20 protein-coding genes are annotated in these 21846 nt (G+C 73.2%); 12 read left to right on the top strand and 8 right to left on the bottom strand.

Features of this window, described 5'->3' with window-relative positions:
* Window positions 1–60: 60 nt before the first annotated feature.
* On the bottom strand, window positions 61–651 hold the full coding sequence (locus tag IE251_RS35845; protein ID WP_189757123.1) for a uridine kinase family protein: 591 nt from the start codon (window positions 649–651) through the stop codon (window positions 61–63).
* 326 nt (window positions 652–977) lie between these two features.
* Between IE251_RS35845 and IE251_RS35840 the strand changes: the two genes are divergently transcribed.
* From IE251_RS35840 to IE251_RS35825, 4 genes are all read left to right on the top strand, one after another.
* Window positions 978–1934, top strand: coding sequence for a hypothetical protein (locus tag IE251_RS35840; RefSeq protein ID WP_189757122.1), 957 nt, complete (start codon window positions 978–980; stop codon window positions 1932–1934).
* 76 nt (window positions 1935–2010) lie between these two features.
* The gene (locus tag IE251_RS35835) at window positions 2011–3537 is read left to right on the top strand and encodes an amino acid permease (RefSeq protein WP_234470773.1); all 1527 of its coding nucleotides are present in this window, start codon (window positions 2011–2013) and stop codon (window positions 3535–3537) included.
* A gap of 191 nt (window positions 3538–3728) precedes the next feature.
* A complete protein-coding gene (locus IE251_RS35830; protein ID WP_189757120.1) occupies window positions 3729–5099 on the top strand; it encodes a C39 family peptidase in 1371 nt (456 codons plus the stop codon).
* Window positions 5100–5209: 110 nt separating this feature from the next.
* Window positions 5210–5350 carry an SCO1431 family membrane protein gene (locus IE251_RS35825; RefSeq protein ID WP_189757119.1) on the top strand — a complete coding sequence of 47 codons (141 nt, stop codon included), beginning with the start codon at window positions 5210–5212 and terminating at the stop codon, window positions 5348–5350.
* Window positions 5351–5471: 121 nt separating this feature from the next.
* Here IE251_RS35825 and IE251_RS35820 read toward each other — a convergent pair whose 3' ends face one another.
* Complete coding sequence (locus IE251_RS35820; protein WP_189757118.1) at window positions 5472–6704, bottom strand: glycoside hydrolase family 18 protein; 1233 nt, start codon at window positions 6702–6704, stop codon at window positions 5472–5474.
* A 324-nt stretch (window positions 6705–7028) separates the two neighbouring features.
* On the opposite strand from IE251_RS35820, the gene IE251_RS35815 reads away from it, so the two are divergent.
* Complete coding sequence (locus IE251_RS35815) at window positions 7029–8201, top strand: acyl-CoA dehydrogenase family protein (protein WP_189757117.1); 1173 nt, start codon at window positions 7029–7031, stop codon at window positions 8199–8201.
* Window positions 8202–8714: 513 nt separating this feature from the next.
* Here the strand turns inward: IE251_RS35815 and IE251_RS35810 are convergent.
* On the bottom strand, window positions 8715–9149 hold the full coding sequence (locus IE251_RS35810) for a hypothetical protein (protein WP_189757116.1): 435 nt from the start codon (window positions 9147–9149) through the stop codon (window positions 8715–8717).
* A gap of 235 nt (window positions 9150–9384) precedes the next feature.
* Here IE251_RS35810 and IE251_RS35805 point away from each other — a divergent pair, with 235 nt between their 5' ends.
* The 4 genes from IE251_RS35805 (at window position 9385) to fxsA (ending at window position 13512) form a co-directional block, all read left to right on the top strand.
* A complete protein-coding gene (locus IE251_RS35805) occupies window positions 9385–9825 on the top strand; it encodes an Lrp/AsnC family transcriptional regulator (RefSeq protein ID WP_030793291.1) in 441 nt (146 codons plus the stop codon).
* Between the two features lie 89 nt (window positions 9826–9914).
* Window positions 9915–11531, top strand: coding sequence for an amidohydrolase (locus IE251_RS35800; protein ID WP_189757115.1), 1617 nt, complete (start codon window positions 9915–9917; stop codon window positions 11529–11531).
* A gap of 558 nt (window positions 11532–12089) precedes the next feature.
* Window positions 12090–12884, top strand: coding sequence for a polyprenol monophosphomannose synthase (locus IE251_RS35795; RefSeq protein WP_189757114.1), 795 nt, complete (start codon window positions 12090–12092; stop codon window positions 12882–12884).
* 70 nt (window positions 12885–12954) lie between these two features.
* A complete protein-coding gene (gene fxsA, locus IE251_RS35790) occupies window positions 12955–13512 on the top strand; it encodes an FxsA family membrane protein (RefSeq protein WP_189757113.1) in 558 nt (185 codons plus the stop codon).
* A 126-nt stretch (window positions 13513–13638) separates the two neighbouring features.
* On the opposite strand, the gene IE251_RS35785 is transcribed toward fxsA, so the two are convergent.
* The 3 genes from IE251_RS35785 to yczE all read right to left on the bottom strand — a co-directional run bounded on the left by IE251_RS35785 (window position 13639) and on the right by yczE (window position 15875).
* Entirely contained in the window at window positions 13639–14013 is a 375-nt protein-coding gene (locus tag IE251_RS35785) for an RNA polymerase-binding protein RbpA (protein ID WP_003977404.1), read from the bottom strand.
* 324 nt (window positions 14014–14337) lie between these two features.
* Window positions 14338–15108 (bottom strand): glycerophosphodiester phosphodiesterase family protein, encoded by a 771-nt coding sequence (locus IE251_RS35780; protein WP_189757165.1) that lies wholly within the window; start codon window positions 15106–15108, stop codon window positions 14338–14340.
* Window positions 15109–15110: 2 nt separating this feature from the next.
* Window positions 15111–15875 (bottom strand): membrane protein YczE, encoded by a 765-nt coding sequence (gene yczE, locus IE251_RS35775; RefSeq protein ID WP_229897078.1) that lies wholly within the window; start codon window positions 15873–15875, stop codon window positions 15111–15113.
* 103 nt (window positions 15876–15978) lie between these two features.
* On the opposite strand from yczE, the gene IE251_RS35770 reads away from it, so the two are divergent.
* Entirely contained in the window at window positions 15979–17484 is a 1506-nt protein-coding gene (locus IE251_RS35770; RefSeq protein WP_189757112.1) for an SCO1417 family PLP biosynthesis transcription factor, read from the top strand.
* A 79-nt stretch (window positions 17485–17563) separates the two neighbouring features.
* Here IE251_RS35770 and IE251_RS35765 read toward each other — a convergent pair whose 3' ends face one another.
* Both IE251_RS35765 and IE251_RS35760 read right to left on the bottom strand, forming a co-directional pair.
* Complete coding sequence (locus IE251_RS35765) at window positions 17564–19174, bottom strand: hypothetical protein (protein WP_189757111.1); 1611 nt, start codon at window positions 19172–19174, stop codon at window positions 17564–17566.
* A gap of 40 nt (window positions 19175–19214) precedes the next feature.
* A complete protein-coding gene (locus tag IE251_RS35760) occupies window positions 19215–19409 on the bottom strand; it encodes a hypothetical protein (protein ID WP_014671463.1) in 195 nt (64 codons plus the stop codon).
* Window positions 19410–19711: 302 nt separating this feature from the next.
* Here IE251_RS35760 and IE251_RS35755 point away from each other — a divergent pair, with 302 nt between their 5' ends.
* Window positions 19712–20104 (top strand): ankyrin repeat domain-containing protein, encoded by a 393-nt coding sequence (locus IE251_RS35755; protein WP_189757110.1) that lies wholly within the window; start codon window positions 19712–19714, stop codon window positions 20102–20104.
* A gap of 300 nt (window positions 20105–20404) precedes the next feature.
* Window positions 20405–21823 carry a HEAT repeat domain-containing protein gene (locus tag IE251_RS35750; protein ID WP_189757109.1) on the top strand — a complete coding sequence of 473 codons (1419 nt, stop codon included), beginning with the start codon at window positions 20405–20407 and terminating at the stop codon, window positions 21821–21823.
* The last annotated feature ends 23 nt before the right edge of the window (window positions 21824–21846 follow it).

Genomic DNA, 21846 nt, shown 5'->3' with positions numbered 1-21846 from the left:
CTGCCGCAAGAGTCTTCACAGGTTCACCACATCGCGGACAGGCCGTCACCGAGCGTCACATCAGGCCGGTGTCCGGGGGCTCGCGGCCGGTCCCGGGAGCACCTCGTACCCCTCCGGTCGCTGGAGCACCAGGAGATCGGCGTGGGGGCGTGAGGGATCGGTGACGAAGTGCGCGTGCTCCGCCGTGACCCACCCGTCCCAGAACTCCCGTTGCCCCGCCCCGTCCCGCCGCCGGCCGCGCGCCCAGGACTCCTCCCGGGGCAGCTCCATCCACAGCAGCCGGGCCAGATGGGGCCGCAGCGCCCGGCGCCCGGCGCCGACGCCCTCGATCAGCACCACGGGCGCGGCCGGGACCGGGCGCGGGGCGCCGAAGGCGCGGGCCCGCCAGTCGTAGGGGGTGACGTACCCGTCCTCGCCCCGGCCCAGCGGTTCGATCACCTGGGTCATGAGCCGGCCGGTCCAGGCGAACAGGTGCTCATGGCTGGCGAAGTCGTCGAGGTGGACCACCGGCGCCCCGTCCAGCGCCCGCGCCAGCCGCCCGGCGAAGGTCGACTTGCCGGAGCCGGCGTGCCCGTCGACGCCGATCAGCCGGACCGGCCCCAGGGACGGGGGGAGCCCGCGCAGCCGGGCGGCGAGGTCGTGAATGGTCATTCCCGAGGTGTGGTGCGATGGGGGCCGTTCTTCGCGCGACAGTCTAGTGGCGGGCCTCCGGGGGCCGGGGGCGGGAACCGGCGGGGGCGGACTGGCGCGAGCCGACGGGCTCCGACGGAAGCCGACGGATCCGCCCGGAGCCGGCGGGAGTGGCCCGGCCGGGAAAGTCCCGCCTTGAATCACCGGCCGCGGGCCAGTCGAAGGCGTCGATAAACAATCCGAATCCGCTGACCGATATGTCGAATTCGGCGTTCCGGGTGTGGCCCACGCTGAGTAAGGTGCCTCCTGCGCAACGTGATGCGTCGCACGGGGACGGGCAGGGGGATATGGCCGCGGACTTATTCGAAGGGCACTATGTGTGGCATCCGGCGGCCGACGACCGGGTGCTGGCGAGTGTCTGCGTCGACGTGCGCGCCGGGCGTTACCGGTCCGCCGACGAGGCCCTCGCCGAGACCCGCGCCGACTTCGGCCTGCGCGCCCACCGCTCGCTGGTGCTCGCCTCCGAGGCGGCCGGCACCGATCTGGTGGAGCGCTGGCTCGCCGAGGAGCCGACCCCCGAGGCCGCGCTGATGTGGGCGCGGGTGGCCGTGCAGCGCGCCCTGCGGGCCGCCGACGGGCGCGACGAGCGCGCCGAGGCGCTGGAGCGGATAGCGCTGGCCGCCTGCGACCGGGCCGCCGAGGCGGCCCCCGACGACCCCACGCCCTGGGTCGCCCGGCTCTCCATGGCCCGGCTGCACCGGCTGCGCGACCCGGCCCCGAAGGGCCTGCTCACCTCGCCGCCCGGACCCTGGCGGCTGTTCGCGCACATCCTGTCCCTGGACCCCTGGCACCGGGAGGCCCACCACCGCTTCCTGTCCTGCTTCTTCACCCGCCACGGCGGCTCGGTCACCGCCGCCTGGGACGTCGCCGCCTTCCTCAGCCAGCGGGCACCCGCCGACTCCCCCCTGCGGCTGCTGCCCCTGGTGGCCCTGGTGGAGAGCTACAACCCCACCCAGCTGCTCGCCGACCGGGTCTGGGAACAGCCCCAGTGGCGCTCCACGGCGCTGGCGATCTACCAGAACTGGCTGCCCACGGTGGCCGGTTACCGCTTCACCCCGGTGCTCGACCTCGCCTACCTCGCGCACGCGCTGGTGATGGCCCAGCGCGAGTTCGAGGCCCGGGCGGTGTTCACGGCGATGGGCCCGTACGCCTCGCGCATGCCCTGGAGCGCCTTCGGAGACCCCGTCGAGCAGCTCTCCCGGGCCCGGCGCGCCTGCGGCCTGCCCGTCCCGGGGCCGGGCTGACCCCGCCCGTTCTCCTCGCCCCTTCCTGCCCCCCCCTTGTCCCCATCCAGAGAAAGGCCGATCCGTGTCGGAACGGATGTCGACTTCCCGGGCGCGCGCCCGGGCCGCGGACGCCGTCGTGCTCGACGACGACGCCACGCTGCACGCGATGGGTTATCCGCGCAAGCTCACCCGCCGATTCAAAGCGTTCGACAATTTCGCGATCTCGTTCACCATCATCAATATCCTCTCGGGAATCTTCTCGTCCTTCGGATTCGGCATGAACGCGGGCGGCCCGCGGATTCTCGTGTTCGGCTGGATCGGCGTCTCTGTGATGGTCCTGCTCATCGGAGCGGCCATGGCGGAAGTCGCCTCCGCCTATCCCACGAGCGGCGCCCTCTATTTCTCCGCCGGTAAACTCGCCAAGCGGCACAAGGGTGCCTGGTCCTGGTTCACGGGCTGGCTGAACTTCGTGGGCCAGATCGGCGGCACGGCCGCCACCGGATATGCCGCGGCCACCTTCATCCAGGTGTTCGTGGAGCTCCAGTGGCCGTCCTACCACCCGACCGCGCACCAGACGGTGCTGATCACGGCCCTGATCATCGTCCTGCAAGGGCTCGCCAACACCTTCACCGTCCAGCTCGTCGCCCTGCTGAACCGCATTTCCGTATGGTGGCTGCTGATCGGACTGGTCGTGATCGTCGGCGCACTCATCGTGATGCCGGACCATCATCAGTCGGCGTCCTTTGTCACGCATTTCGAGAACAACACCGGCTTCACCAGCGGGCTTTACGGAGGCATGCTCGGCCTGCTGGTCACCAGCTGGACCTTCACCGGCTTCGACGGCAGCTTCCACATGTCCGAGGAAACCGTCCAGGCGACGGTCAGCGCCCCGAAGGGGATCACCCGCGCCATCGGCTATTCGGCGATCGCCGGCCTGGTGCTGATGCTGGCATTGGTCTACAGCATCGGCGACTACGCCAAGGTCGCCGGCGCGGCCGCCCCGCCCGTCCAGATCCTCATCGACGGCCTCGGGCTGCGCACCGCCAAGGTGCTGCTGCTCATCGTCATCGGCGCGATGCTCTTCTGCGGTCTGGCCAACCTCACCAGCAACACCCGGCAGATCTTCGCCTTCTCCCGGGACGGCGCCATGCCCGGCTCCCGCTGGTGGCACTCGGTCTCGCTGCGCACCCGTACGCCGGTGAAGGCGGTCTGGCTCGCGGTCGGCTGCTCGCTGGCGCTGGTGGTGCCGGGCTGGTGGTCGCACACCGCGTTCACCGCGATCGTCAGTGTCAACGTGGTCGGTCTCTTCCTCGCCTACGCCGTGCCGATCTTCCTGCGGCTGCGGCTCGGTGACTCCTTCCAGCCCGGCCCCTGGCACCTGGGCCGCTGGGGCAGGCCGATCGGCTGGCTCGCGGTGGTGTGGATCCTGCTCAGCAGCGTGCTGTTCATGCTTCCGCAGGCATCGCCGATCACCGTCGACTCCTTCAACTACGCCCCGATCGCGCTCGCCGTCGTCCTGCTGATCGCCACGGTGTGGTGGTTCGCCACGGCCCGCCGCCGCTTCCAGGGGCCGGTGAGCTACGGACGGCCCGACGAGGTCGCCGCGATGGACCTGGTCTGACCCTGCCGGGCCCGGGCGGCCGTCCGCCCGGGCCCGCGGGCGAGGGGAGACCCCGCGGCTCCCGCCGCCAGTGGCCGAGACCAATATTGCTGGCGCGGCATGCGCCGAAGTGCTGGCAGCGCGATACGGCCTGCTCCATAGTTACCGCACCGGACCAGCCCGACTCGGACACCCTGGGGGTCGTCGCGCCCATGAGCAGAGCCGAACAGCCCTCCCGCAGAACCGTTCTGGCGGCGGCCGTCGCCGCGACGGTGGCCGGCACGACGGCCCCCGCTGCCGCCGCCGCGCCGCGATCCGCCCTCGACGCCGACGGCCCCGCGCCGGCGCAGGGCCGCCCGATCGACTACCACGCCTGGACCACGTACCGCGACTGGCGCTCCGGGACGGCCGAGGGCACCCGGGCCGTCGCCGGCCGCCGGCCCGGCCTGGTGTTCGGCACCCCCGCCGGCCGTACCGACTACACCGACCCGCACACCGGCACCACCGCCGCCTGGGAGTACGCCACCTGGACCGGCCCCGAGCACCGGCTCACCGTGCCCGCGACCGAGGTCGTCGCCTCCTGGAACGCGCACACCCCCGAGGGCACCTGGCTCCAGGCCGAGCTGCGCGGCACGTACTCCGACGGCACCGACACGCCCTGGTACGTGCTGGGCCGCTGGGCGGCCGGCGACCAGGACATCCGGCGGACCTCGGTGGACGGCCAGAGCGACGGCAAGAGCACCGTGTGGACCGACACCTTCGCCATCGACGACACGAGCGGCGGCCTGCGCCTGACGGCGTACCGGCTGCGCCTGACCCTCTACCGCAGGCCCGGCACCCGGCTCACCCCGACCGTCTGGCGGCTGGGCGCGATGGGCTCCGACATCCCCGACCGCTTCACCGTCCCGGCCTCCACCCCCGGCCTCGCCCAGGAACTGGCCGTCCCGCGCTACTCGCAGGAGATCCACAAGGGCCAGTACCCCGAGTACGACAACGGCGGCGAGGCATGGTGCAGCCCGACCTCCTCGCAGATGATCATCGAGTACTGGGGCGGCCGGCTCACCCCCGAGCAGTTGTCCTGGGTGAACCCGGCCTACGCCGACCCGCAGGTGTGCCACGCGGCCCGCTTCACCTACGACCACCAGTACGAGGGCTGCGGCAACTGGCCCTTCAACGCCGCCTACGCGGCCACCTTCCCGGGCCTGCAAGGTGTGGTCACCCGGCTCGCCTCCCTCACCGACCTGGAGACCCTGATCGCGGCCGGCATCCCGGCCATAACCTCCCAGTCGTTCCTCAGGAGCGAGCTGACCGGGGCCGGTTACGGCACCGCCGGCCACCTGATGACGGTCATCGGCTTCACGGCCGACGGGGACGTGATCGCCAACGACCCGGCCTCGCCGAGCGACGAGGCGGTACGGCGCGTCTACAAACGGCGCGAATGGGAGAACATCTGGCTGCGGACGAAGCGGTACAACGCCTCCGGCAAGGTCGTCTCCGGCACCGGAGGGGTCTGCTACCTGTACTTCCCGGCCCATCCGACCCCGCACCAGCGCAGGGCGCTCGCCGCGGTGGGCGTGCGCTGAGCGGCCGCCTGTGACCAAGCTCATCGCCGCGAACGCCGGCGCGGGTGGCATGGTGGACGGCAGGGGTGGGGGATTTACGCCGTAATCGTCCTATCTCTGTGAGTGACACCATGACCGCACACCCGGCCACCGCCGCCCGCGCCGTCACCGGCGGCCCCGAGGAAGACGGCCCCGAGCTGCTCGAGCACGTCATGGGCTGGGTCCTCGTCGCGGTGTTCGCGATGCTCGTGACCCAGCTCGGACTGCTCTGAACCGACGCTTCGAAGCGGCGCCTCCGGCCTCGGGACCCGCTCGCCGGCCTGGTCGCCCGCGCCGCCGCCCGCCCGCCGGGACGACTGGCGGGCGGGCGGACGGCCGGGGTGGCCGACCGGGCTAGTTGATCGCCTTGATCAGCTCACCGCTCGCGGTGTCGCCGCTCAGCTCCCAGAAGAAGGTGCCGCCGAGGCCCTGCTGGTTCTTGTACGTCATCTTGGTGGCGATGGTCGACGGGGTGTCATAACTCCACCAGTCGCTGCCGCACTTGGCGTAGGCCGTGCCGGCCACGGTGCCGGTCGCGGGGCACTTGGTCTTGAGCACCTTGTAGTCGTCGATGCCCTGCTCGTACGTGCCCGCGGCCGGGCCCGTGGCCGTACCGCCGGGCGCCGCCTGGGTGACGCCGGTCCAGCCGCGCCCGTAGAAGCCGAGGCCGAGCAGCAGCTTGGAGGCCGGGACGCCGAGGCCCCTGAGCTTGGCGATCGTCGCGGAGGTGTAGTAGTTCGCCTTCGGGATGCCCGAGTAGGAGTTCAGCGGGGAGTGCGGGGCGGTCGGGCCCTTCGCGTCCCAGGCGCCGAAGTAGTCGTACGTCATCGGGTTGTACCAGTCGACGTACTGGGCGGCACCGGCGTAGTCCGCCGCGTCGATCTTGCCGCCGCTGGTGGCGTCCGCGGTGATCGCCGCGGTGACCAGGTTCCCGGAGCCGAACTTCGCGCGCACCGCGGCCATCAGGGTGCGGAACGCGTCCCGCCCGCTGGTGTCGCAGGTGTTGCCGCAGGCGTTCGGGTACTCCCAGTCGATGTCGATGCCGTCGAAGACGCCGGCCCACTTGGAGTTCTTCACCAGGTCGTAGCAGGACTGGGCGAAGGCGGCCGGGTTCTTCGCCGCCTCGCCGAAGCCGCTCGACCAGGTCCAGCCGCCGAAGGACCACAGGACCTTCAGGCCCGGGTGCTTCTTCTTCAGCTTCAGCAGCTGGTTGAAGTTGCCGCGCAGCGGCTGGTCCCAGGTGTCGGCGACGCCGTCCACGGACTCGGCCGCGGTGTAGGCCCGGTCGGTGGCCGCGTAGGAGTCGCCCATGGCGCACTTGCCGCCGGTGACGTTGCCGAAGGCGTAGTTGATGTGGGTCAGCTTGGCCGCGGAGCCCGAGGTCTCGATGTTCTTGACGTAGTACTTGCGGTCGTAGGTGCCCCATTCGGTGAAGTAGCCGACGACCTTGGAGCCGGCCGTGACCTCGGGGGCGCTCGGCGCCGCCGCGGTGGCGGTGCCCGTCCCGGCCAGCAGCCCGGCGCCGAGGGCGGCGGTACACGCGGCCGAGACAAGCGCCCGGACGAGCGAGCGGTGGGGAGTGTGCATCGGGTGTCTCCTCGTGGGGGAGGGGAACGCGCGCCGATTGGCATGAACGCGGTAAGGCGTGGGCTGCACAGTAGGAGGACTAGACCAGTAGGTCAATGGTGCGGACCAATTTCACGGACGAGTGAAGCCCGCGCGGGAATCCTGAAGTGAGCGGTCGTTAACTGGTGACGGGAGGTCGCCGATCGGGCATACTCACAGCGCATGCCGCTGGTCAGCAGCTTCCGAGACCCGGAAGCGGGCGCCTCGGCACAGCGGAACGATCAGGCGGAGCCGCCCCCACCACGGGCCGTGCCGCCGGTGTCCGAACAGGGAGGAGCCGACGCCATGTCCGACCGCGCGCCGCAGCCGGTGGAGCGTCAACTGCCGACGGAAGAGGCGAGGGATCTGCTCGCCCTCGTCCGGGAGATCGCCCAGCGCGAGATCGCGCCGAAGGCCGCGGAGGAGGAGGACGCGGGACGCTTCCCGCGCGAGGTCTTCACCCTGCTCTCCGAATCCGGCCTGCTGGGCCTGCCGTACCCCGCCGAGCACGGCGGCGGCGACCAGCCGTACGAGGTCTACCTCCAGGTGCTGGAGGAACTGGCCACCGCCCGGCTCACCGTCGGCCTCGGCGTCAGCGTGCACACGCTCGCCTCCTACGCGCTCGCCACCTACGGCAGCAAGCAGCAGCAGGTCGAGCACCTGCCCGCGATGCTGGGCGGCGGCCTGCTCGGCGCCTACTGCCTGTCCGAGCCGTCCTCCGGCTCCGACGCCGCCTCCCTGCGCACCAAGGCCGTCCGCGAGGGCGACACCTGGGTGCTCGACGGCACCAAGGCCTGGATCACCCACGGCGGCATCGCCGACTTCTACACCGTGATGGCCCGCACCGGTGAGGACGGCCCGCGCGGGATCACCGCCTTCCTCGTCCCCGGCGACGCGCCCGGCCTCAGCGGCGCGGCGCCCGAGCGGAAGATGGGCCTGAAGGGCTCACCCACCGCGCAGGTGCACCTCGACGGCGTCCGCGTCCCGGACGGCCGGCGCATCGGCGAGGAGGGCCAGGGCTTCTCGATCGCCCTGTCGGCGCTCGACTCGGGCCGGCTCGGCATCGCGGCCTGCGCCGTCGGCCTCGCCCAGGCCGCCCTGGACGAGGCGGTCCGGTACGCCACGGAGCGGCGCCAGTTCGGCCGCCCCGTCGCCGACTTCCAGGGCCTGCGCTTCATGCTCGCCGACATGGCCACCCAGATCGAGGCGGGCCGCGCGCTCTACCTCGCCGCCGCCCGGCTGCGGGACGCGGGCCGGCCGTTCGCCAAGCAGGCCGCCATGGCCAAGCTGCACTGCACCGACACCGCCATGAAGGTCACCACGGACGCGGTGCAGATCCTGGGCGGCTACGGCTACACCGCCGACTTCCCGGCCGAGCGCTATATGCGCGAGGCCAAGGTCCTGCAGATCGTCGAGGGCACCAACCAGATCCAGCGGATGGTCATCGCCCGTCATGTGGCGGGCCCAGAAGGTCGCTGAACTGCCCCGGGTGGACCGTCGGGGCCGCCAGCCTGGCCCACTCCGGGTCGTGGCGGCCCGGCAGGGTACGGCCCCGGTCCGCCCAGGCCCGCATCAGGTCGCGGTAGATCGGCGGGTCCTGGGACGGGGGCGGCGGAAGCGTCTCCGCCGGGCGGGGGACGAAGATACGGCGCTGACGCCCGGTCGCCGGGTACGTGGGGGTCATACCCGGGCAACGCGCCGACGGCCGGACAGGTCACCCCCCGCCGGAATCGAGCGTCAGTCCACACACGTCCGGTGCTCCGCCCGGCCTGACATCCCGTCAGCGACCCGGTGGCCGGCGGATGTCCCGCGCCGTTTTCCGCACTCCGGAGAGTCCGGATACGCCGGCACGACCCGCCGGAACCGTACGGGGTGCCGTCGTCCGCCACGGTTCCCCGGGCCGGGCGTCGGCGGGGCCGGGCACGCCGATACCGCACCACGGCAGCCGGTGCGCCATGGTGCGGGGCGGAAGGCGGGGAGGGGCGAGCCGGCTCAGGCGGCCTGGTCGCGCATCGCCGGTACGCGCATCGGGCGCGAGCCCGGGCCGCCGACGTGCGAGAAGGGCTGCGTGCGCCAGTCCAGGCCCTGGGGGAGCGTGAGCAGCAGGGCGGTGTCCTGCTCCTGCGGCTCGACGGACTCGTCCGCGGGGCGGGCGTCGGCCGCCGGACGGCCCGTGCCCGCGCACACCGTGAGGCCGAACGGGTTCCACGGCGAGGCGCACAACGCGTGCTCCGGCAGGGTCTCCTCGTCGGCCAGCAGCGCGATCGGCTGTGCGCAGTCCGGGCAGATCACCCGGTACATCTCGAAGGTGTCGTAGGCGTCCAGTTCCTCGTCGTAGGCGTCGGGTTCGACGCCCTCCGGGTCGGGTTCGACGACCGGCTGCGGCCGTGCGGACACAGATCGACCAGGGCGATGGGTACTCTGCATGGGATTCTCCCCCTAAGGCTGGGCCGTGAAAGGCACTGCGGCCTCGACCACAGCAAGCACTTCCCGTCCGGTCTCGGCGGTAATCACGAGAACATCACGGAGCCCGTCCGAGCCGTGTGTCGTTCGTCACATGCCGCGCGCAGATGCCCGTCCCGGTGCTTTTTCCGGGGGGCGGGGCATGACCTGCCTCTCCGAGGTATCCGTGGAGATCAAGCGCACTGTAGGTTTTGGCGGCATGGAGGAGCTGGACCGTCAGATCGTGCAGCTGCTCGTCACGGACGGGCGGATGAGCTACACAGACCTGGGCAAGGCCACGGGCCTGTCCACGTCGGCCGTGCACCAGCGGGTGCGCCGGCTGGAACAGCGTGGCGTCATCCGCGGCTATGCCGCGGTGGTCGACCCGGAGGCCGTCGGGCTGCCGATGACCGCGTTCATCTCGGTCAAACCGTTCGACCCCAGCGCCCCCGACGACATCGCGGACCGCCTCGCCGACGTCCCCGAGATCGAGGCCTGCCACAGCGTCGCCGGGGACGAGAACTACATCCTCAAGGTGCGCGTGGCCACCCCCCACGAACTGGAGGAACTCCTGGCCCGCGTGCGCTCGCTGGCGGGGGTGTCGACCCGTACGACGGTGGTCCTGTCGACCCCGTACGAGGCCCGCCCGCCGAAGATCTGACGCCGCCCGGCACGGCGCACCGGCTCCCGGTGCCGGCCGGACGCGCCCCGGGCGCGGCCCGCCCGCGGCGCCGAGGGAAACTGTCGGCCATGAGCAATCGCACCGCCGAGCCCCCCAAGACCGTCCTGCTCCGCCGCGGCGAGGTGCACAGCCCCGCCGACCCCTTCGCGACGGCGATGGTCGTGGAGGCCGGCCATGTCGCCTGGGTCGGCTCCGAGGGCGCCGCCGACGCCTTCGCCGACGGCGTCGACGAGGTGGTCGACCTCGACGGCGCCCTGGTCACCCCGGCCTTCACCGACGCCCATGTGCACACCACCGCCACGGGCCTCGCCCTGACCGGCCTCGACCTGTCCGACGCCCCCTCCCTGGAGGCGGCCCTCGCCCGGATCCGCGAGTTCGCCGCCGCCCGCCCCGGCGACCGGGTGCTGCTGGGCCACGGCTGGGACGCCGCCCGCTGGCCCGGCGGCCGCCCGCCGACCCGCGCGGAACTGGACGAGGCCACCGGCGGACGCCCGCTGTACCTGTCCCGCATCGACGTGCACTCGGCGGTCGTCAGCACCGCCCTGCTGGACCTGGTCCCGGCCGCCGTGCCCCGCGACGACGCCCCGCTCACCCGGGACGCCCATCACGTCGTACGCGAGGCCGCGCTCGGCGCCATCACCCCCGCCCAGCGGGAGGAGGCCCAGCGCGCCGCGCTGGCGCACGCCGCCTCGCTCGGCATCGGCACCGTGCACGAGTGCGGCGGCCCGAAGATCTCCTCCGAGGACGACTTCACCGCCCTGCTGCGGCTCGCCGCCGAGCTGCCCGGCCCCCGCGTGGTCGGCTACTGGGCCGAACAGGCCGACGAAGGAGTGGCCAAGGCCCGTGAGCTGGGCGCGGCCGGTGCCGCCGGCGACCTGTTCGCCGACGGTGCCCTCGGCTCGCACACCGCCTGCCTGCACGAGCCGTACGCCGACGCCGGCCACTCCGGCACCGCCTACCTGGACGCCGGCGCCGTCGCCGCCCACGTGGCGGCCTGCACCGAGGCGGGCCTCCAGGCCGGCTTCCACGCCATCGGCGACGCCGCCGTGACCGCCGTGGTCGAGGGCGTGCGCGCCGCCGCCGAGAAGGTGGGCCTGGCCCGGGTCCGCGCCGCCCGGCACCGTGTCGAGCACGCCGAGATGCTCACCCCCGAGACCGTCGCCGGCTTCGCCGAACTGGGCCTGATCGCCTCCGTGCAGCCCGCCTTCGACGCGCTGTGGGGCGGCGAGGACGGCATGTACGCCCGGCGGCTGGGCGCCGCGCGGGCCCGCACCCTCAACCCGTTCGCCGCGCTGCTGCGGGCCGGCGTACCCCTGGCGTTCGGCTCGGACAGCCCGGTCACCCCGCTCGACCCGTGGGGCACGGTCCGCGCCGCCGCCTTCCACCGCACGCCCGAGCACCGGATCTCGGTCCGGGCCGCGTTCACCGCGCACACCCGCGGCGGCTGGCGGGCCGTGGGCCGGGACGACGCGGGCGTCCTGGTGCCCGGCGCCCCCGCCGACTACGCCGTCTGGCGCACCGACCGGCTCGTCGTGCAGGCCCCCGACGACCGGGTGGCCCGCTGGTCCACCGACCCGCGCTCCGGCACCCCCGGGCTGCCCGACCTCACCCCGGGCCGTGACCTGCCGGTCTGCCTGCGCACCGTGGTGGGCGGACGGACGGTGTTCGTACGGCCGGGCGAGTGATCTCCCGGGGTGGCGCGGCGGCCACCGGCCGCCGCGGCCCCGCCGCCCCACCTGCGCATCCTCCCCGTCACCCGGGAAAGCGGCCCCGTCGTCCCAGCTCAGAGGGCTGTTGACAGTCGGCGGCCGGGGGCCGGTAGGTTCGGCCGGGTCCACCACCGAAACGCCCGACCGGGGGCTGTTCGCACGGCTCGTCGCAGCGCCGCTGGGTCAGGGACGGTGTGCCGCACCGGGGCACCGTCACTGGGAGCCAGGCTCAGCGCCCGCGCCGGCGAGGGAACACCCCGGACGGCCGGCCGGTGTGACCCGGATGGGGCCCGGGCGCTCCCTAGACAACGGCTTTCGGTAGATCCGCAGCCAGCGGGTCCCAGGTCGGCCCGAAGGGCGCCGGGCCCCCATCCGCCGTGGCGCGTTCCGTTCGGCGCGCGGCGGAAGGGCGCCGAAAATCATCACTCCTACCCCGTTCCCGGGGAAACGACACCACAAGATGCCTGCGCCATCGCGTCATCCCAGGCGGCGGCCACTATGGTGGACCCTTGCGTACGACATGAAGGGGCAGCAGTGAACGACGGCGACGGGGCTCTCGCGGCCACAGCCCAGGGACGGCAGTTCGGTCCGCTCGGCACGGCCTTGGTGATCATTCCGACCTACAACGAGGCGGAGAACATCAAGACCATCGTGGGCCGGGTACGCGGCGCCGTCCCCGAGGCGCACGTACTCATCGCGGACGACAACAGCCCTGACGGCACCGGCAAGCTCGCCGACGAACTCGCCGCCGCCGACGGCCAGGTCCACGTGCTGCACCGCAAGGGCAAGGAGGGCCTCGGCGCCGCCTACCTCGCGGGCTTCCGCTGGGGCCTGGAGCGGGACTACGGCGTGCTGATCGAGATGGACGCCGACGGCTCCCACCAGCCCGAGGAGCTGCCCCGGCTGCTCACCGCGCTCAAGGGCGCCGACCTGGTCCTCGGCTCCCGCTGGGTGCCCGGCGGCCGGGTGGTGAACTGGCCGAAGTCCCGTGAGTTCCTCTCGCGGGGCGGCTCGACCTACTCGCGCCTCATGCTCGACGTGCCGATCCGGGACGTGACGGGCGGCTTCCGGGCCTTCCGCCGCGAGACCCTGGAGGGCCTGGGCCTGGGCGAGGTCGCCTCGCAGGGCTACTGCTTCCAGGTCGACCTGGCCCGCCGCGCGGTGAAGGCCGGCTATCACGTGGTCGAGGTCCCCATCACCTTCGTCGAGCGGGAGCTGGGCGACTCCAAGATGAGCCGGGACATCGTGGTCGAGGCGCTGTGGCGGGTCACCTCCTGGGGCGTCGGGGACCGCATCGGCCGGTTCACCGGCAAGGACAAGCGCGCTTAGCACACCGGTCACGGTCACGGCCGGTCACTCCCTTATCCGGTGCTGAGCCGCGTCCAGGCACACTGGGAACATGACGACTGGCGCTCCGACCTCCCCGTACACCGCCCGCCGCCGGCGCTCGCGGCTGCGCAGGTATCTGCCGCTGGGCCTCGCCGCCTGGCTGGTGCTGGAGATCTGGCTGCTGACCCTGGTCGCGGGCGCGGCGGGCGGGCTCACCGTGTTCCTGCTGCTCGTCGCGGGCCTGGTGGCCGGCTCCGTGGTCATCAAGCGGGCGGGCCGCCGCGCCTTCGCGAGCCTGAACGAGGCCGTGCGCCAGGGCGGCTCGCCGGCCCGTGGCGGCGGCAACGGCCTGATGATGCTCGGCGGTCTGCTGCTGATGATCCCGGGCCTGGTCTCGGACGCGGCGGGCCTGCTCCTGCTGCTCCCGCCCGTCCAGCGGGCGGTCGGCCGCCTCGCCGAGAACGCCCTGGAGCGCAGCCTGCGCCGGGTCGCCCCCGGCAGCCTGGGGGACGTGTTCCAGCAGGCCCGCATGCACCGGCCGGACGGCAAGGTGGTGCCGGGCGAGGTCATCCGGGACGACGAGCCGGACGACGCCCCGCGGGGGCCCCGTCCGCCGCTGACGCGCTGAGCGGTCCCCTCGCGGGGCGCGCCCCGCGCCCGCGTACCGCATACGACGGCGGGCGCCGTACATGGAAACCATGTACGGCGCCCGCCGTCGTATGCGTCGCGCTGTATCGGCCGGAGCCGCGCGGGACTAGGCGCTCTTGCGGCTGTCCCGGGGGTGCACCGCGATGTTCATCGCGCCCGAACGCAGCACCGCCAGACGCTCCTCGAGGACCTCTTCGAGCTCCTCGCGGGTGCGCCGCTCCATCAGCATGTCCCAATGGGTACGCGCGGGCTTGGCCTTCTTCTCCTCAGGGCCGTCGCCGTCCACCAGGAGTGCCTGGGCACCGCAGACCTTGCACTCCCACTCCGGCGGGATCTCCGCCTCCACAGAGAAGGGCATCTCGAAGCGGTGCCCCTTCTCACATGCGTACTCCACGGCCTGGCGCGGAGCCAGGTCGATGCCGCGGTCCGTCTCGTAGCTGGTCACCACGAGGCGTGTACCGCGAAGAGCTCGCTCACTCATGAATCGTGCCTCCCGGGCTTGTCGCCCACAGGACAGGTGTCGCTGTCGTCGTCATCCGGTCAACGTCCGGTCGGCGGTAAAGATTCCCGTTCCGGGTCATGCGTCGCCGTCGTAGCCGCCCCTTGTTCTACCCACAGGCGCCCGGTTTGTCACATCTGCTAGCAGATGTCACCCAGCGTTTCGGCATCTTTGACGCGCAGTAACGGTACGCCTGGCAGGCCAAACGCGTACACTACCGCCCTTTCACGCCGAGTGCGAAATCGGTTCCGGAACCACCGGCGCCGGCACCCCTCGTGAAGGCCGGGAAGAAGGCGTCGCGGGCGGTCAGACCCAGACGCCGCGCTCCTCCATGACCTCGCGCAAGGTGCCGATGTGATCCGTCATGATGCCATCGACTCCGAGGTCCAGGAGCCGGTGCATCCGCTCCGGCTCGTTCACCGTCCACACGTGCACCTGGAGTCCGCGGGCGTGGGCGGCACGGACGAAGCGGTGGTCGGCGACCGGCACGCCCGACTGGGATTCGGGCACCTGTGCGGCCACGGCCGACCGGCGCACCGCGGCCGGCAGGCCCCAGGAGCGCAGCCGCAATCCCAGCACCCCGCGCGTGCCGAACGAGGTGGCGAGCCGGGGCCCGGCCAGCCGCTGCGCGCGCAGCACCCGCGCCTCAGAGAAGGAGCCCACGCAGACCCGGTCCCAGGCGTTCGCCCGCTCGACCAGCTCCAGCAGGGGGCGCAGCGCCGGCTCCGCCTTGACGTCGACGTTCCAGCGCACCCCGGGGAAGGTCTCCAGCAGCTCCTCGAACAGCGGCACCGGTTCCCGGCCCGCCACGCGCGCGTGCCGTACCTCCGCCCACGGCAGATCGGCGATCCGGCCCGCGCCGTCGGTGACCCGGTCCAGCGTGGCGTCGTGAAAGGCGACCAGCCGGCCGTCCGCCGTGGCGTGCACATCGGTCTCGATGTACCGGTAGCCCAGCCCCACCGCCCGCCGGAACTGCGCCACGGTGTTCTCCAGACCGTCGGCCGCGCCGCCCCGGTGGGCGAAGGCGATCGGCCCGGGGTGGTCGAGGTACGGGTGGCGCGGGGCGGGCGTCGTCAAGGTCACGGACGCAGTATCACCCGCTCGGGTGTCCCACCGGCGACGATCGTGCTGCCCGCCGGTGCCGGCGGGACGGCGAACCCGCGCAGGAACACCTGAGCCAGCGGGCCGATGGACACGGCGTACAGCACGGTGCCCACCCCGATGGTGCCGCCCAGGAGGAACCCGGTGATCACCACGGCGACCTCCACCGCCGTCCGCATCAGCCGGATCGACCGGCCGGTGCGCCGGTGCAGCCCGGTCATCAGTCCGTCGCGCGGGCCCGGGCCGAAGCGCGCCGCGATGTAGAGGCCGGTCGCCATGCCGTTGAGGACGATGCCGGCGAGGAGCAGGGGCACGCGCAGGGCGAGTGAGCGGACGTCCGGGAGCAGCGCGAGGGTGCCGTCCATCGCCAGGCCGACCACGAAGACGTTGGACACCGTGCCCAGCCCGGGCCGCTGCCGCAGCGGGACCCACAGCAGCAGCACCGCCGCGCCCACGATGATCGACAGGACCCCGATGCTGAGCCCGGTCAGTTCCGCGAGCCCCTGGTGCAGCACGTTCCACGGCTCCAGGCCCAGCCCGGCCGCCACGAGCAGCGCGGAACTCGCGCCGTAGAGCGCGAGCCCCGCGTACAGCTGGACCAGACGGCGGCCGAGCCGCCGGCCGGACGCGGGTGTGCCGACGGAGGCGGGCGCGGATGTTCCGGCGGTGGCCGTGGACGGCCCGGTGGTGGGCGCGGACGGTCCGGTGGCGGGCGCGTCGGGCGCCGAGCCGGTAGTGGACATGGAAATACCCCCCTGAGTGGTGGCGGTGGCCTGGCACATGTCACTCTGTGGCTTGGCGATCCTCGCCATCCATGGCCAATCCGGGGAAGGTGGACTGATCTTCATGGCGCAGTGGACCTCGGCGGTGGGGGCCGCGCAGCTCGCACGGCTCCTCACCTCCCAGCAGGACCGTCCGGCCGGACCCGGCACCCGCCGTCCCCCCGCCTACCGCGCCCTCGCCGACGGCATCCGGCTCCTCGTCCTGGAGGGCCGCGTCCCGGTGGCCGCGCGCCTGCCCGCGGAACGCGAGCTCGCCCTCGCCCTCGCCGTCAGCCGCACCACCGTCGCGGCGGCCTACGAGGCGCTGCGCGGGGAGGGCTTCCTGGAGTCCCGGCGCGGGGCCGGCAGCTGGACCGCCGTACCGGCCGGCAACCCGATCCCCGCGCGGGGCCTGGAACCGCTGCCCCCGGAGGCCCTCGGCTCGATGATCGACCTGGGCTGCGCCTCGCTCCCGGCGCCCGAGCCGTGGCTGACCCGGGCCGTGCAGGGCGCCCTGGAGGAACTGCCGCCGTACGCCCACACCCACGGCGACTACCCGGCCGGGCTGCCCGCGCTGCGCTCGATGATCGCCGAGCGCTACACCGCCCGCGGCATCCCCACCATGCCGGAGCAGATCATGGTGACGACCGGCGCGATGGGCGCCATCGACGCGATCTGCCACCTCTTCGGGGGCCGCGGCGAACGCATCGCCGTCGAGTCGCCGTCCTACGCCAACATCCTCCAGCTGATGCGCGAGGCGGGTGCCCGGCTGGTCCCGGTCGCGATGGCCGAGGGACTGTCCGGCTGGGACATGGACCGCTGGCGCCAGGTCCTGCGCGATGCCGCGCCGCGCATCGCCTACGTGGTCGCCGACTTCCACAACCCCACCGGCGCGCTCGCCGACGAGGACCAGCGGCGCCGGCTGGTGGACGCGGCGCGCTCGGCCGGCACCGTGCTCGTCGCCGACGAGACGATGAGCGAGCTGTGGCTCGACGAGGACGTCCGGGACGGCATGCCCCGGCCGGTGTGCGGCTTCGACCCGGCCGGCTCCACGGTGATCACGGTCGGCTCGGCCAGCAAGGCGTTCTGGGCGGGCATGCGCATCGGCTGGGTACGCGCGGCGCCGGACGTCGTCCGCAGCCTGGTCGCCGCGCGGGCGTACGCCGACCTGGGCACGCCGGTGCTGGAGCAGCTGGCCGTGAACTGGCTCTTCAGCACCGGCGGCTGGGAGCAGGCGGTCGAGCTGCGCCGGGCGCAGGCCCGGGAGAACCGGGACGCCCTGGTGGCGGCGGTGCGCCGGGAGCTGCCCGACTGGGAGTTCGAGGTGCCGCACGGCGGGCTCACCCTGTGGGTCCGGGCCGGCGGCCTGTCCGGCTCCCGCCTCGCGGAGATGGGCGAGCGCACGGGGGTCCGGGTCCCGTCCGGGCCGCGCTTCGGCGTCGACGGCGCGTTCGAGGGCTATCTGCGGCTTCCGTTCACCGTCGGGGGAGCGGTGGCGGACGAGGCGGCCTCCCGGCTGGCCGCCGCGGCCCGCCTGGTGGAGTCGGGCGCGACGGGGGCGACGGAGTCGCCGCGCACGTTCGTGGCGTAGCCGGGCCGACGGGCGCGGGCGCGGGCTCGCGAAGGGGCCGTTGCTCACGCCCCTCGCGAGCGCCCGGGTGCCGGACCGGTCAGGACTCGGCCGCCACGGCCTTTGCCGGTACCGGTGTCTTCTCCGGTGCCGGTTTCGCCAGGTCCGCCGGCTCGGCCACCACAGTGGCGGCCCGCGCGGGCAGCAGTTCCAGCACCGCCTGCCGGTCGGCGTCGCTCGTCGCGTCGTCGTAGGGGTCGGGCGTACGCGGCACCTGGAGCCGGTGCACCGGGCCGGAGCCCAGCCGGGCGTACCCGCGCCCGGGCGGCACCCGCGTCGGCGGCGTCGTGTGCGGCGCCGCGCCGAGCACCGCCTCCACCTGCTGCGGAGCGGTGGCCCCCAGCACGACACGCGCGCGCGTGTGCTGCCGTACCGCGTCGCCGAGCGTCTCCGCGCTGTCGAACTGCTCGGCGACGACCACCGTCACGTTCGCCGCGCGGCCGTGCCGCAGCGGCACCTGGAGCAGCGCCTGCGGGTCCCCCCGCCCGTCGGCCGCCGCGAGGTGCGTGAAGACGGCGGGCCGGTCCAGCAGGATCCACAGCGGGCGCCGGGTGTCCGTCGGCGGCGGGTCGCCCGCCTGCCGGGCCAGGTTGACCGCGATGAGCCGCCGCTCGGTCTCCCGCGCGGCCCACTCCAGGCTGGCCAGCGCCCCGGCGAGCGCGCACTCCACGGCCAGGACGCCGTCCCGGCCGGTCAGGCAGGCGTACTCGCCGGTGCCGCCGCCGTCGACGATCAGCACATCGCCGTGGCGCAGGGCCTGAAGAGCGATGGAGCGCAGCAGGGTGGACGTGCCGCTGCCGGGGTGGCCGACGGCCAGCAGGTGCGGCTCGGTGGAGCGGATGCCGGTGCGCCAGACGACCGGCGGTACGTCGATCCGTTCCTCTCCATAGGAGAGGGGAAGCGTGCGCTGGACCTCGCTGGGGTCGGTGTAGCCGAGGACGGTCTCGCCGGGCGCGGTGACGAAGGGCTGGGCGGGGATGTCGGCGGGCAGCGGGGCGAGGACGGTCACGGTGAGCCGGTTGCCCTCCTCGTCCCAGTCGAAGTGGTACTCGCGGCTCCGCCCGGCCTTGGCGGTGAGCAGCTGCTCGACCCGCGCGCGGGCCTCGGGCTCGCCGTCCGGGAAATAGGCGGGGTAGCGGATCACCAGGTGGCCCACGCGCCCGGCGTCGTCGAACTCGTAGGCGGCGAAGGCCTTCTCCCACTCCCCGCCGTGCGCGTACAGCGGCGCGGGGTCCTCCGCGGCGGAGAAGTACGGCACCAGGGCGTCGTAGAGCGCCTTGAGGCGTTCGGACTGGGAGGCGTCGGGTCCCGCGGGGGCGGAGGGGGCGCGGTCGCGGCCCTGCCAGGCCGCCGCCGCCATCACCGTGACGACGGCGAGCAGCGGCCCGTACGGCATCAGGGCCACGACCATGATCGCGGAGGCCGCGAGGAACAGCAGCGGCCCGCGTCTGTCCTTGGGCGTGTCCGCCCACCTGCGAAGGCCGGCCGAGGCCAGCACACGCAGCCCGCGCGTGACGGTGATCAGCGGATGGAGGATGTCGGTGGCGCTGTCGGCCGCCGTCCGGGCCAGCTCCCTGCTCCGGGCGAGCTGCATCCGTGCGAGCTGGGCGCTGTCCTTGCTCAGAATGCGGGGGAGAGGGCGCCGGGCCACTGCTGACTCCTGATCGTGCGTGCGGGCGGTGCGGGCGGGGTCAGAACTTGATGCCGCCCAGGAGGCTGGCCAGGCTCTCTCCTCCGGCTTTGATGCTCGGGGCGATGCCTGTGGTCGACAGATAGAAACCGAACAGGGCCGACACCGTGGCGTGCGAGCCCTTCAGTCCGTCCTTGCGGAAGAACAGGAAGACGACGACGCCGAGCAGCAGCACGCCCGAGAGGGAGAGGATCATTTGTGGCCTCCTGGTGTCGAAGGTGGGGGACAGTCACCATGAGTTCTTCCAGGATCACAGGATGTATCCATACGATTAAAGGTGCAACTGGGTGAAAAACGGTGTTTTTCGCTCGCTTGGAGGAAGCGGTTGCGGCCCGGTTGACCAGTGCTGTTGCCTGCTGCGGGGCCCGTCGGTGATCTTTACCTCGGGCACATCGGGTCATGTGCCCCGAGAGCCAGTACGCTGGCGATTCACTCGTACGAAGCAGTCCCCGCATCAGCGAAGCAGTTCCCCCATCAGCATGGAGAGGCGGTCCGGCCATGAGTGAAGCCCCCGACCCCGAGGTCGTGGAGCTGGCGACCAAGATCTTCGATCTGGCCCGGCAGGGGCAGACCGAGGCGCTCGTGGCGTATGTCGACGCGGGCGTCCCCGCCAACCTCACCAACGACCGCGGCGACTCCCTGGTGATGCTCGCCGCCTACCACGGCCACGCCGACGCGGTACGCGCGCTGCTGGCCCGCGGCGCCGCCGCCGACCAGATCAACGACCGGGGCCAGACCCCGCTCGCGGGCGCCGTCTTCAAGGGCGAGACCGATGTGATCAAGGCCCTCCTGGAGGGCGGGGCCGACCCCGCCAAGGGCACGCCGTCGGCCGTCGACACGGCCCGGATGTTCGGCAAGACGGAACTCCTGGAACTGTTCGGCGAGCGCTGAACCGAGTATTCCGACCAGCGACGACACGGAAAACGGGGGAGGCGGTACGGGGCCGCCGGAAATACGGTCGCGGCAGCACACAGCGCGGGTCATCATGACGACGTGATTCACGGACGCGATGGCTGGGCAGGTGTTGCCGCACCGCGCGGGCCGTGATGCGGTCCGCATGGGCCACCGACGAGAGGCAGAGAGAGATGGTCTACAGCAAGCAGGAAACGGCGGACGCTCCGACGTTGTGTCGCGCGGCCAGGTAACGCGTGTTCACCGGTTGCGTCGACGCTTGATGTGAGGCTGTTTCCCATGTTCGATCCGGTCATAGCGCCCAGCGGCACCCTGCTCGGGCTGCTCCAGCGCGGCCGTGGCGACGGCACGCTGCACGCGCTGACGGCCCCGCGCGCCGAAGCGCTCGCGGCCCTGAACCACTGTGTGCTGCGCGACCCCCGCCACGACTGGCAGGTGGAGAACCGCTCCCTCTACTACGCCCGGCTCTACCTCGACCTGAACGGCGGACTCGACGCCGTGGAGGCGCACCTCTTCGACGCCGAGGACGTGCTCGACACCGACGAGTCCCGCACCGGTCTGGCCCTCGCCGTCCTCGGCCACCTCGCCTCCTACGGCCGGCGGGACGCCCTCGACCTGTTGCGCAGGTACGCCGCGCACGGCTCCAACTGGGCCTGGGCCCTGGACGAGCTGGCCCTGCGGGACGACGACGCGGGCCTGCGCGCCCTCGCCGCCCCCGTCCTGGCCCGCTTCGCCACCGACCCCGAGGGCGAGGCCGAACTGGCCGCCGCCGTGCGCGACGCCTTCGAACCGCGGCCCTGGCGGCTGTGGGCCGAGGACCTGCGCCCGTCGATCGCGGCACGCGTGCGTGCCGCCCAGGAAGCGGGTTGTTTCGACCGCTGGCAGCGGCAGCTGCGCCCCACCGGCCCCCGGCCCGGCTGGAGCGTGCGCGCCGTCTTCGAGTGGGCCCAGCAGGGCATGGAGCGCGGTGCCGCCCTCCATGTGCCCGCCGCCCGCTGTCTGGTCGCCGTGGCCGGCCCCGAGGACCGGCCGGAGATCCTCCAGGCCGCCAGGAACGGCGTCGACGGAGCCCGCTGCACCGCCCTGCGCTACCTCGCCGACAGCGACGACCCCGACGCCCTCGACCTCGTCGAGGCCGCGGTCGCCGACGGAACCGCGGCCGTCGTGGAAGCCGCCGTCGACGCCTTCGAACGGATGCGCAGCGTCGCCGCCGTGGACCGCGCGCGCGGCTGGGCCCGGCGCCACGACGCGCTCGGCGCCGCCGCCGGCCGCATCCTCGCCTGCCGCGGCGGTGCCCGCGACCGCGACCTCGTCCTCGCCGCACTGCGCCAGGCCGTACGCGGCGAGGGGCCCGACGCGCCCACCCTGTGGACCCTCGTCGACGGCGCCGGACGCCTCGGCATCGGCTGCGCGGCCCCCGTCCTGCGGCACGTCTACCGCGAGACGGCCTCCTCCCACCTGCGGGGCCGCGCCGCCCGCGCACTGGCCGCGACCGACCCCTCCTTCGCCGCCGGCTTCGCCGTCGAGTGCCTGTGGGACTGCGAGGAGACCACCCGCGAACTCGCCGCCCGGCACGCCGAGACCGGTGACACCCGGGTCGTGGAGCGCCTGCGCCGACTGGCCGCCGACCCGGCCGAGGAGGCCGAGGTACAGACCGCCGTACGCAGCCGCATCGGGCCCGACGCCGCCCTGGGCTGACCCCGCTCGCACTCCCGGCCGGG

This window comes from Streptomyces eurythermus (genome assembly GCF_014649115.1).
GTDB classification, from domain to species: Bacteria; Actinomycetota; Actinomycetes; order Streptomycetales; family Streptomycetaceae; genus Streptomyces; species Streptomyces eurythermus.
The sequence above is the reverse complement of the archived record's forward strand: the minus strand, read 5'-3'. Positions and strand labels throughout refer to the sequence as shown.

Excerpts from the sequence above, each read along its gene's own strand:
- IE251_RS35845 (WP_189757123.1), bottom strand. The coding sequence starts at position 651 with ATGACCATTCACGACCTCGCCGCCCGGCTGCGCGGGCTCCCCCCGTCC.
- IE251_RS35840 (WP_189757122.1), top strand. The coding sequence starts at position 978 with ATGGCCGCGGACTTATTCGAAGGGCACTATGTGTGGCATCCGGCGGCC.
- IE251_RS35835 (WP_234470773.1), top strand. The coding sequence starts at position 2,011 with ATGTCGACTTCCCGGGCGCGCGCCCGGGCCGCGGACGCCGTCGTGCTC.
- IE251_RS35830 (WP_189757120.1), top strand. The coding sequence starts at position 3,729 with ATGAGCAGAGCCGAACAGCCCTCCCGCAGAACCGTTCTGGCGGCGGCC.
- IE251_RS35825 (WP_189757119.1), top strand. The coding sequence starts at position 5,210 with ATGACCGCACACCCGGCCACCGCCGCCCGCGCCGTCACCGGCGGCCCC.
- IE251_RS35820 (WP_189757118.1), bottom strand. The coding sequence starts at position 6,704 with ATGCACACTCCCCACCGCTCGCTCGTCCGGGCGCTTGTCTCGGCCGCG.
- IE251_RS35815 (WP_189757117.1), top strand. The coding sequence starts at position 7,029 with ATGTCCGACCGCGCGCCGCAGCCGGTGGAGCGTCAACTGCCGACGGAA.
- IE251_RS35810 (WP_189757116.1), bottom strand. The coding sequence starts at position 9,149 with ATGCAGAGTACCCATCGCCCTGGTCGATCTGTGTCCGCACGGCCGCAG.
- IE251_RS35805 (WP_030793291.1), top strand. The coding sequence starts at position 9,385 with ATGGAGGAGCTGGACCGTCAGATCGTGCAGCTGCTCGTCACGGACGGG.
- IE251_RS35800 (WP_189757115.1), top strand. The coding sequence starts at position 9,915 with ATGAGCAATCGCACCGCCGAGCCCCCCAAGACCGTCCTGCTCCGCCGC.
- fxsA (WP_189757113.1), top strand. The coding sequence starts at position 12,955 with ATGACGACTGGCGCTCCGACCTCCCCGTACACCGCCCGCCGCCGGCGC.
- IE251_RS35785 (WP_003977404.1), bottom strand. The coding sequence starts at position 14,013 with ATGAGTGAGCGAGCTCTTCGCGGTACACGCCTCGTGGTGACCAGCTAC.
- yczE (WP_229897078.1), bottom strand. The coding sequence starts at position 15,875 with ATGTCCACTACCGGCTCGGCGCCCGACGCGCCCGCCACCGGACCGTCC.
- IE251_RS35770 (WP_189757112.1), top strand. The coding sequence starts at position 15,979 with ATGGCGCAGTGGACCTCGGCGGTGGGGGCCGCGCAGCTCGCACGGCTC.
- IE251_RS35760 (WP_014671463.1), bottom strand. The coding sequence starts at position 19,409 with ATGATCCTCTCCCTCTCGGGCGTGCTGCTGCTCGGCGTCGTCGTCTTC.
- IE251_RS35755 (WP_189757110.1), top strand. The coding sequence starts at position 19,712 with ATGAGTGAAGCCCCCGACCCCGAGGTCGTGGAGCTGGCGACCAAGATC.
- IE251_RS35750 (WP_189757109.1), top strand. The coding sequence starts at position 20,405 with ATGTTCGATCCGGTCATAGCGCCCAGCGGCACCCTGCTCGGGCTGCTC.